The organism is Streptomyces sp. rh34 (assembly GCF_002551245.1).
Taxonomy (GTDB): domain Bacteria; phylum Actinomycetota; class Actinomycetes; order Streptomycetales; family Streptomycetaceae; genus Streptomyces.
On sequence record NZ_NTGZ01000265.1, the window covers coordinates 1 to 10,028 of the forward strand.

At 72.9% G+C, this 10,028-nt stretch carries 9 protein-coding genes; 4 read left to right on the forward strand and 5 right to left on the reverse strand.

What is annotated here, in order from left to right:
- Both CR470_RS31515 and CR470_RS31520 read left to right on the forward strand, forming a co-directional pair.
- Window positions 1–954, forward strand: a 954-nt coding sequence (locus CR470_RS31515) for an ABC transporter permease (RefSeq protein WP_143663914.1), incomplete at its 5' end; no start/stop codon positions are given.
- Window position 955: 1 nt separating this feature from the next.
- Entirely contained in the window at window positions 956–1,930 is a 975-nt protein-coding gene (locus CR470_RS31520; RefSeq protein WP_097870887.1) for an ABC transporter substrate-binding protein, read from the forward strand.
- 56 nt (window positions 1,931–1,986) lie between these two features.
- On the opposite strand, the gene CR470_RS31525 is transcribed toward CR470_RS31520, so the two are convergent.
- The 5 genes from CR470_RS31525 to CR470_RS31545 all read right to left on the reverse strand — a co-directional run bounded on the left by CR470_RS31525 (window position 1,987) and on the right by CR470_RS31545 (window position 6,882).
- Window positions 1,987–3,354 (reverse strand): cytochrome P450, encoded by a 1,368-nt coding sequence (locus CR470_RS31525; RefSeq protein ID WP_097870888.1) that lies wholly within the window; start codon window positions 3,352–3,354, stop codon window positions 1,987–1,989.
- 114 nt (window positions 3,355–3,468) lie between these two features.
- Entirely contained in the window at window positions 3,469–3,909 is a 441-nt protein-coding gene (locus CR470_RS31530; RefSeq protein WP_097870889.1) for a hypothetical protein, read from the reverse strand.
- A gap of 149 nt (window positions 3,910–4,058) precedes the next feature.
- Entirely contained in the window at window positions 4,059–4,904 is an 846-nt protein-coding gene (locus tag CR470_RS31535) for a hypothetical protein (RefSeq protein WP_097870890.1), read from the reverse strand.
- Window positions 4,904–6,181: a VWA domain-containing protein gene (locus CR470_RS31540; protein ID WP_097870891.1), complete on the reverse strand. Its 1,278-nt coding sequence runs from the start codon at window positions 6,179–6,181 to the stop codon at window positions 4,904–4,906. Before CR470_RS31540 ends, CR470_RS31535 begins: the two co-directional genes overlap by 1 nt.
- Window positions 6,182–6,222: 41 nt before the next feature.
- A complete protein-coding gene (locus tag CR470_RS31545) occupies window positions 6,223–6,882 on the reverse strand; it encodes a TetR/AcrR family transcriptional regulator (RefSeq protein WP_097870892.1) in 660 nt (219 codons plus the stop codon).
- A gap of 153 nt (window positions 6,883–7,035) precedes the next feature.
- Here CR470_RS31545 and CR470_RS31550 point away from each other — a divergent pair, with 153 nt between their 5' ends.
- Both CR470_RS31550 and CR470_RS31555 read left to right on the forward strand, forming a co-directional pair.
- On the forward strand, window positions 7,036–8,655 hold the full coding sequence (locus CR470_RS31550) for an ABC-F family ATP-binding cassette domain-containing protein (protein ID WP_097870893.1): 1,620 nt from the start codon (window positions 7,036–7,038) through the stop codon (window positions 8,653–8,655).
- 73 nt (window positions 8,656–8,728) lie between these two features.
- On the forward strand, window positions 8,729–9,898 hold the full coding sequence (locus CR470_RS31555; protein ID WP_097870894.1) for a macrolide family glycosyltransferase: 1,170 nt from the start codon (window positions 8,729–8,731) through the stop codon (window positions 9,896–9,898).
- Window positions 9,899–10,028: the final 130 nt, after the last annotated feature.

The window sequence follows — 10,028 nt, forward strand, 5'->3', positions numbered from 1 at the left end:
GCCCTGCTGCGCGGTTGGCGCGGCTGGTCCCTGGCCGCCGCGGTCACCGCCGCCGTCGCCGTCGCCGGACGGGCCACCGACGGCCGGGTCTGGCCCGAGGACGTGACCGTGGCCATCGCCGGACCGGTCAACACGGCCAAGGACTGGATGGTCGACCACCTCTACACCGGCGTGCCCGTCGTCGGCGGCACCGCCGACCTCGCCTCCCACTTCACCAGCGGCGTCCTCAACCCGCTGCGCGGCGGGCTCACCGGTCTGCCCTGGTGGTCGGTGCTGCTGATCGTCGCCGCCCTCGCCTGGACCATCGGCACCTGGCGCACCGCCGCCACCGCCGTCCTCGCCATGGCCGCGATCGGCGTACTCGGTGTGTGGGAGCCCTCGATGGACACCCTCAGCCAGGTGCTCGCCGCCGTCGCCGTCACTCTGGTCATCGGCTTCGGCGTCGCCGTCGGAGCCGCTCGCAGCGAGCGTCTGGAGAGGCTGCTGCGACCGGTCCTGGACGTCTTCCAGACGATGCCGCAGTTCGTCTACCTGATCCCCGTCGTCGCCCTCTTCGGCGTCGGCCGCGCCCCCGCCGCCGCTGCCGCGGTCGTCTACGCGCTGCCCGCCGTCATCCGCATCACCACCCAGGGACTGCGGGGCGTCGACCCGGCGGCGATGGAGTGCGCCCGCTCGCTCGGCGCCACCCCGGGCCAGCAACTGCGCCAGGTCCAGATCCCGCTGGCCAGGCCCTCCCTGCTGCTCGCCGTCAACCAGGCGGTCGTCCTGGTGCTCGCCGTCGTCATCATCGGCGGACTCGTCGGATCGGGCGCGCTCGGCTACGAGGTGGTCCTCGGCCTCGCCCAGGGCGACCTGGCCACCGGCCTCGTCGCCGGAGCGGCGATCGTCTGCCTCGGCCTGATGCTCGACCGGGTCACCCAGCCCACCGCCCGCCGTCAGCGACAGGAGAGCTGAGATGAACCGCTCCCGCACCCGCCTGCTCGTGGCGCTCGCCTCGGCCGGGGCCCTGCTGGCCACGGCCGGCTGCGGCGCCGCCGACATGACCAAACAGGCCTCCCCCTTCGCGGCCCCCGCCGGGGTCAAGACGGTCACGCTCTCCGTCCAGTCCTGGGTCGGGGCGCAGGCGAACGTCGCGGTGGCGGAGCAGCTCCTCAAGGAGAAGCTCGGCTACCGCGTCGACCTCGTCCAGACCGACGAGGTCCCCGCCTGGGACGCCCTCAGCCAGGGCCGGGTCGACGCGATCCTGGAGGACTGGGGCCACCCGGACCAGGAGAAGCTGTACGTCGACGAGAAGAAGACCATCGTCCGGGGCGGCGACCTCGGGGTCACCGGTCACATCGGCTGGTACGTGCCGAAATACTGGGCCGACAAGAACCCGGACGTCACGGACTGGAAGAACCTCAACGCGTACGCGGACCAGCTGAGGACCGCCGAGAGCGGCGGCAAGGGCCAGCTGATGGACGGCTCGCCCTCCTACGTCACCAACGACGTGGCGCTGGTGAAGAACCTGGACCTGGACTACAAGGTGGTCTTCGCCGGCTCGGAGGCCGCCCAGATCACCCAGATCCAGCAGTTCGCCAAGGAGAAGAAGCCCTTCCTCAGCTACTGGTACCAGCCGCAGTGGCTGTTCAACGAGGTGCCGATGGTCGAGGTGAAACTCCCCGAGTACACGGACGCGTGCGCGGCCAAGGACCCGGCGGACATCGACTGCGCGTACCCGACGACACCGCTGCAGAAGTTCCTCAACGCCGACTTCGCCGAGCGCGGCGGCGAGGCGTCCGCGTTCCTCAAGAAGTTCCACTGGTCGGAGAAGGACCAGAACGAGGTCTCCGAGATGATCGCCCAGCAGAAGCTCACGCCCCAGGAGGCGGCGGAGCGCTGGATCGAGCGCCACCCGGACGTCTGGAAGAAGTGGCTTCCGCGGGACTGAGCCCGGCGCCCGGCTCCTTCGGGGGAGCCGGGGCCGACCGCTCTCCGCCCTGTCCGTTACCGCGCCCGGACCGTCGCCAGCACGTCCCGGTCCGGCTGGAGCGTCAGACCCGTCAGCGGCGTGATCTCGCCCGGGTCGACGTTCAGGGTGAAACGGCGGGCCAGTACGGCGAGGAGGAGGACGGACTCCACCATCGCGAAGCGCGTGCCGATACAGACCCGGGGCCCGCCGCCGAACGGGAACCACGCGTACTCCGGGATCTCGTCGCCGCCCGTAGCGTCCCAGCGTTCGGGCCGGAACTCCTCCGGCTCGGGGAACCATCGCGCGTCGCGGTGCGTGGCCCACTGGCTGCTCCACACCCGGGTGCCCTCCTCGACCGGCAGGCCGCCGATCGTCGCCCCCTCCTTCGCGATCCCGGTGATCAGCCAGACCGCCGGGAACAGCCGCAGGGTCTCCTTCACCACGGCCTGGGCGTACGTCAGCCGTGCGTAGTCCTCGAAGCCGGGCTCCCGGTCGCCGAGCACCCGGTCCAGTTCCTCGGCGAGCGTGTCGCGGACGCGGGGGTTGCGGGCGAGCAGATACCACGCCCACACCAGCGTCGTACTCGTCGTCTCATGACCGCCGATGTACAGCGTGACCGCCTCGTCCCGGATCTCCTCGTCGGTGAGGTGTGCCCCGCTGTCGTCGACGGCGGTGAGCAACCGGCTGAGCAGGTCGGGGCGTTCCTCCTCGCCGTCCCGGTGCCGGGCGACGACCCGGCGCACCTCGGCGTCGATGACCCCCGCGGCCTTCCTGATCCGCGCCCGGCCCGGTGTCGGCACCCAGTCCGGCAGCAGTGCGCCGAGCCCGGCGAACTCCTTGCCGATCTCCATCTGGGCGACGTCCATCGCCCGCCCCATCGCCTCGGAGTCCGCGGGGGTGTCCACCCCGAAGATCGTGCGTACCGCGATCTTCTGGGTCAGCGCGGACATCTCCCGCTTGACGTCCACCCGCTGGCCGTCCGCCCAACGGTCCGCCAGCTCCACCGCGCAGTCCGCCATCGTGGTCGCGTACGACTGGACCTGCTTGGGCCGCACGGAGGGCTGCACCAGCGAGCGCTTGCGCCGCCAGTCCCGGCCGCGCGCCACGAGCATCCCGTTGCCCAGCACCGTACGGAACGCGATGCCGAGCTTCGGCTGGTCGAAGGTGTGCTCCGTCTTGGTGAGCAACTCGCCTATGCAGTCGGGGTCGGAGAGGAAGACACACCGTTTGCGTCCGAACCTCCAGCGCACCATGTCCCCGTGGCCGCGCAGCAGTTCGAAGAAGGCGAGCGGGTTCTTCCCGAACCGCGGAAGATTCCCCACGAGCGGCAGCCCCTTGGGCCCCGGCACGAACGCATGGCCGCGAGGCTGGGTGTCGAGCGCCGGACCGGTCTGCGTGGACATCGAGGAACTCCGCTCCCTGGGGCGCGCCACTGCCGGCGCGCAACCGTTCGAACCCCATCGAACAGGATGGGGGCAGCGCTCCACCAGGGCGACGACAGGCGTGGCCGGATTCCGTCAGGCACCGTGCGGAGTACGCGAGTTGAGGGTAGACGCCGAGTGCCCGCCCCTGGCGCGGGGCACCACGACGACCTGGTGCTCGTCCTCGTACACGACCTTGCCGGGATCCATGGACTCCAGCCGCTCGCACGGCACGCCGTGGGCGTCCAGCAGTGCGAGATAGCCGGGGATCCGGTCCAGCAGGTGGGTCGCCGTCCCTTTGAACCAGGCTACCGCCCCCGGATTCACCCCGGGGTCGTACACCGCCGGGTCGACCCGCGAGGGGTCGGTGTAGGCGGCGTCGTACCAGTCGTTCGCCGCCCGCCAGAACCGGTGCTGCTCCTCGGTCAGGCGGCCCTCCCGGGCCAGGCCGTTGGCCAGCGCGAAGATCCCGGGGAAGTGGCCCCGGGGGCTCCGTTCGGTGCTCTGGAACCGTACGTACGCCGTCGCCCCGCCCATCCTGCTTCCCTCCGCCGCGGCCGGTGAAGGGTTCAGCGTAGGCCCGGGTCGGACGGCGCGGGGGTCGGCGGCCGACGATCAGCCGACTGCGGACGATCGTGACCGGCCCCGGGGCGCCGCCCCCCCCCGGGGAGCGGGCGGCGCGATCCTCAGACGCCGGGCGGAACGTGGGCCGGCCGGCCCCGGCCCCGCGTCAGCGAGTAGCCGAACACGGCCGCCAGAGCCGCGAGCACACCGCCGCCCACGGTCCACAGCCAGCGGTCGGTCCACCAGCCCGAAGCCCAGCCGTCCTCCGGCTCACCGGCGGACGGTACACGTGGCGCTGCCGAGGCCCCCGCGTCGCCCGCCGAGGCGACCGACACGCCCGGCACCAGTGGCTCGGAGAGCGAGCCGTCCACGTCATGGGCCCCGCCCTGCTCCTTCGAGACCGCCTTCACCTCGACGCCGACCGGCAGCCCGAGGTCGGCGGCGGGCAGGTCGACCACCGTGAGGCGGATGTAGTAGCTGCCGGGCAGCGGATCGTCTGCCCACGGTTCGGACCAGGACCGCACGGTCCGCAGCACGCAGGACAGCTCGACGGAGGCCGCGTCGGCCGCCGCCTTCCTGGTCTGGTGCCCGTACATGCAGGCCTGGCGGCGGCGCAGCCCGTCGTACACATCGATCTGCCAGGTGGACGTGGAGCTCCGGGCGCTCGAAGGCAGCTTCACGGTGGCCTCGACGGTGGGTCGCTGACCGGCGTCGGCCGGGAACACCCAGTACAGGTAGTCGCCCGCCGAGGCCCGGGCGGTGCCCGTCTGCCCCTGCTTCACCGCGGTGGCCGTACGGAACGTGGTCCCGGCCTCGGTGGGACCCGCCTCGTCGTCGGCGGGGCTCGCGCTCGCCGACGGGTCGTCCGCCACGGCCGCGCCCGCGGAGGTGAGCAGGGTCAGTCCGGCGAGCAGCGCGCCGGTGAGCGCCCGTCGGGCGCCGTGGGTACGGCGAGTGGTCGTGCGCATCAGTTGGTCCTCCATACGGCGACGCGCCAGCGCGAGATCCAGCCGGTCAGCAGGCCCGCGACCAGTCCGGTCAGGACGAGTACGCCGAGCAGCCACCAGCCGCGGCCGAGCCCGAAGGCCGCCACGTCCGAGGCGTTGTCCGGCCCGTCCACCAGGTCCACGGTCAGTTCGACCGGCAGACCGGGTGACCTCTTCACCGAGGCGGGCGCGGAGAAGGAGTGGGCGAGCTGGAGGCAGACGGCCTCGGCGGCGGGCTTGCCGTCGTCGTCGCCCTCCTCCACCTCGGGCTTCGGATACCGCAGCCCGGACGAGATCACGTCGGTGCGGCCGGTCCCGGCCTCGGAACCCCGGACGATCTCCCGTCCGTGCACGGTCACCGCGCGCAGCAGTACGCCGTAGTCGTCGTCCACGGCGCGGTCGGCCGCCACGCTCGCCGAAGCGCGCAGCTCCTGACCGGGCAGCACGTCGACGCGGTACCAGCGGTGTTCGCCGATCTTCTCCCGGTCGGTGTAGAGCCCCGGCTCCAGCTTGGGCGCGGCGGAACAGCTCCCGGCCCCCTCGGTCGCCACCGGGGTGACGACGGGCTCTGCGGCCCGGTCCACCAACTGCTTGACCCGGCCGGAGAGTTCTTCCTTGTGCTGGACGGCGGTGTACGTGCCGCCGGTGGCCTCCGCGATACAGGTCAGCTGCTGGCGGATCTTGGCGTTGGGCACCAGGCCCAGCGTGTCCACGACCAGGTGGGTACCGCGTGCGGCGATCTCCCGGGCCACCTCGCACGGGTCGAGCGGCCCGCAGGTGTCCTCGCCGTCCGTGATGAGCACGATCCGGCGCGAACCGTCCCCGCCCTCCAGGTCGTCGGCCGCGCCCAGCAGGGCCGGGCCGATCGGGGTGAAACCGGTCGGAGCGAGGGTGGCGACGGCCGCCTTGGCCTCGGTGCGGTCCAGCGGACCGACCGGGTAGAGCTGCCGGGTGTCCTTGCAGCCGACCTTGCGGTCCTCGCCCGGGTAGTCGGCGCCGAGCGTCCGGATGCCGAGGTGCACCTCCTTCGGCGCCGCGTCCAGGACGTCGTTGAACGCCTGCTTGGCGGCGGCCATCCGGGACTGGCCGTCGATGTCGCGCGTCCGCATCGAGCCGCTGACGTCGAGCACCAGCTCGACCTTGGGGGAGGGGGTGGCGGGGGCTTCGTCGGCGGCGGCGGGGATCGCGGTGCCGAGCCCGGCGGCCAGGGTGGCGAGCGCTATGCCCACCCCGGTCGTCAGCCGTTTACTAGTGATCATCGCCGGATCTTATGGAAAATCAGTTCGTATTCCCAACCGGGTCACTCGGGACCCGTGCTCCCCGGCGCGGGGCGGGTGAACGCCCCGGCGGCGGCGGCCAGGGTCGTCGTGGTCGCGGCGTGGGCGGACATCTGCGGATCGGGAGCGGTCCGCAGGAGTACCAACTGGTGGTAGAGCGGTGCGGTGGAGGCGATCAGCAGGCGCCGCGCGTCGGTGTGCGGCGGGAGTTCACCGCGTTCGACGGCGCGCTCGACGATGACCGCGCAGCGCGCGTACCGGTCGTCCCACAGTCGCCGCTGGGCGTCGGCGGCCCGCGCGGAGCGGAACGAGGCGGCCATCAGCGCCTGGGGGATCGACGGCCGCACGACCAGGGACTCCTGGATCTCGTCGTTGAGCGCCGTCAGATCGCCGCGCAGGGAGCCCGTGTCCGCGGGCTCCCAGTCGTCCTCGCCCGCCGCGTCGAGGACATCGGCGAGCAGGCCGCCGACGTCCTCCCAGCGCCGGTAGACCGTGGTCCGGTGGACGCCGGCGCGGGCCGCGACGCCCTCCACCGTGAGCCCCTCGTAGCCGTGTTCGCCGAGCTCGGCGCGCACCGCTTCCAACACCTGGGCGCGGACGCGTGCGGTGCGGCCGCCCGGACGGCGGTCCGGCGGCGTGGCGGTACGGGCAGGTTTCGGCGGGCCGCCCGTCGGGTCGGTCATCGGTAATCCGGTTGCCCGGCGGTGTGGGTCATGGCACCATCTTAAAGCAACAGTTGTCGCACTAGTGGAGTCGCCGATGCTCTTCCGAAGCTTTCCCCCGGCCTCGCGGTCCGCCGCCACCGCTTCGTCCACGACAGCTTCGGAGTCGCCCGTATGCCTACACAGATCACCGCGCACGCCGTCAGCAAGGCCTTCGACGGCAGGCCCGTACTCGACGCGGTGAGCTGCTCGCTCGCTCGGGGCGAGCGCACCGGAATCGTCGGTGAGAACGGCTCCGGCAAGACCACCCTGCTGCGGCTGCTGGCTGGGCGGGAACGCCCCGACGAGGGGCGCATCATCCTGCGGGCCGACGGTGGCGTCGGCTACCTCGCCCAGGACGAGGCGCTGCCCGCCGATATGACGGCCCAGCAGGTCATCGACCGGGCGCTGGGTGATCTTCGCGCGATCGAGGCGGGGATGCGCCGCCTGGAGGCGGCGATGGCCGACGGCGACGCGTCGGCGCTCGACGCGTACGGCGAGGCCGTCTCCGCCTTCGAGCTGCGCGGCGGCTACGACGCCGACGCCCGGTTGGAGCGGGCCCTGCACGGCCTCGGCCTGGGGCAGATGGACCGCGCCTCGGCCCTGGGCGCCCTCTCCGGCGGCGAACGGGCCCGGCTGCGCCTGGCCGCGGTGCTGGCAGCGGCTCCGGAGGTGCTGCTCCTCGACGAGCCGACCAACCATCTGGACGAGGCCGCCCTGACCTGGCTGGAGGGGCACCTGCGCGGCCGCCGGGGCACCACCGTGGTCGTCTCCCACGACCGGCGTTTCCTCGAACACGTCGCGACGAGCCTCCTGGAGGTGGACGGGGACCGGCACGGCGTCGTCCGGTACGGCAACGGCTATGCCGGCTACCTCGCGGAGAAGGCGGCGGCACGACAGCGCTGGGGCCGGCACCACGACCGCTGGCGCGAGGAGGTCGACCGGACGCGCGAATCGGCCGCCGTCACCGCCCGCCGGGTGGCCCCGGGGCGGCCGATGAAGGACGGCGACAAACTCTCCTACAACCAGGCCGGGGCCCGGGTGCAGCAGTCCCTGGCCGGCCGGGTCCGCAACGCCGAGGAACGGCTGAACCGCCTGCTGGCCGATCCGGTCCCGGCCCCGCCGGACCCGTTGAGCTTCTCGCCCGTGCTGCGCGCCGGACAGCTGTCCGGCACCGTGCTCGACGCCACCGGGCTCTCCGTCGCGGGCAGGCTCGACCCGATCGACCTGACGGTCCGGGCGGGCGAGCACCTGCTGATCACGGGCGACAACGGCGCGGGCAAGACCACCCTGCTGCGCGCACTCGCCGGAGAGCTGCCCCCCGACCGGGGGCACGTCATCAGGCGCGGCCGGATCGGTTTCCTCCCTCAGGACCCGGCACCCGGTTCGGCGCACGAGACGCTGCTGGCCGCCTATGCCCGGGGGCTCGCCGGGGAAGCGGACGAGCACGCCGACCGGCTCCTGGCCCTCGGGCTGTTCGACCGTGCCCGCCTGTCGGTGCCCGTCGCACGGCTCTCCACCGGCCAGCGGCAGCGGCTCGCCCTGGCGCGGCTGGTCAGCCGGCCCGCCGACGTCCTGCTGCTCGACGAGCCCACCAACCACCTCTCTCCCGTCCTCGCCGAGGAACTGGAGACCGCCCTGGCCGGTTTCGCCGGCGCGGTCGTCCTCGTCAGCCACGACCGGTTGCTCAGGCGTCGCTGGCAGGGCGCCCAGTTGGCGCTGCGGGCCGCCCGAGTGCCCGCGCTCAGAGGCTGAGCGCCCTCCGGCCTCCGCACCCCCGACCCGAAACGAGTGATCACCCTTGTCCCCGCGCCGCTCCCACATCGCGATGATCGGCATCCCGATCGTCAGCCACGTCCTGCCCGGCCTCGGCATCGTCCGTGAGCTGGTGGCCCGCGGCCACCGGGTCACCTACGCCAACGACCCGTTCGTGGCGGACCGGATCGAGGCCACCGGCGCCGAACTCGTTCCCTGCACCTCGGTGTTGCCGGTCGCCGACAACAACTGGCCGACCGACCCCGTCGCCGCGATGGACCTCTTCCTCGACGAGGCGATCCAGGCACTGCCCCAGCTGCACGCCGCCTACGACCACGATCCCGCGGACCTGTACCTGTACGACATCGGCGCCTACGCCGCACGCGCGCTCGCCGAATCACAGGGGCGGCCTCTCCTGCAGCTGTCCCCGTCGTTCGTGGCCTGGGAGGGTTACGAGGACGAGGTCGCGGCGCACCTGCGGGGGCTGCCCGGCGCTCCCGCGTACCGGGAGAGGTTCGGGCGCTGGCTCGCCGGCTGCGGGGCGGCCACTCTCGACGTGGACGCCTTCTCCGGCCCTCCCGCGCGGGCCCTCGCGCTGATCCCCGAGGCCATGCAGCCCAGCGCCGACAGGGTCGACACCGGGACGGTGACCTTCGTCGGGCCCTGCTTCGACGCCCACGCCGACACCGGGTGGACCCGGCCGCAGGACGCCGAGAAGGTCCTGCTGATCTCCCTCGGCTCGGCGTACACGCACCGGCCGGAGTTCTACCGCCAGTGCCTCGCGGCATACGGGAACCTGCCCGGCTGGCACGTCGTGCTCCAGATCGGCAGGCACACCGACCCGCGCGAGCTCGGTGACATCCCGCCCAACGTCGCCGTGCACTCCTGGGTCCCGCAGCGGGCGATCCTGGAACAGGCGGACGCCTTCGTCACCCACGCGGGCATGGGCGGCTGCGGCGAAGGGCTCCTCGCGGGCGTCCCGATGATCGCCGTGCCCCAGGGCGCCGAACAGTTCATGAACGCCGACCGACTGGTGGAGCTGGGCGTCGCCCGCCGCATCGATACACCCGACGCCACGGCGGAGACCCTACGGGCGGCCCTGAACGACCTGGTCACCGACCCGGAAACCGCCCGCAGGGCCGCGCGGTTGCGCACCGCCGCCCGGAGCGAGGGCGGCACCCCGCGCGCCGTCGGCCTCATCGAGGACATGGTGGCGGCCCCGGGGGGCGTCAGGGGCCGGTGAGCAGGGGCCCGGAGGCGCGCTCCAGGACGGAGGTGACCCGCTCCCAGGTCTCCCTGTCCCGTTCCACCGGCGGCAGACGGCGGTCCGTCCCGGTCCTCTGCCAGGCCGTCGCCAGCGCTGTCTCTTATAC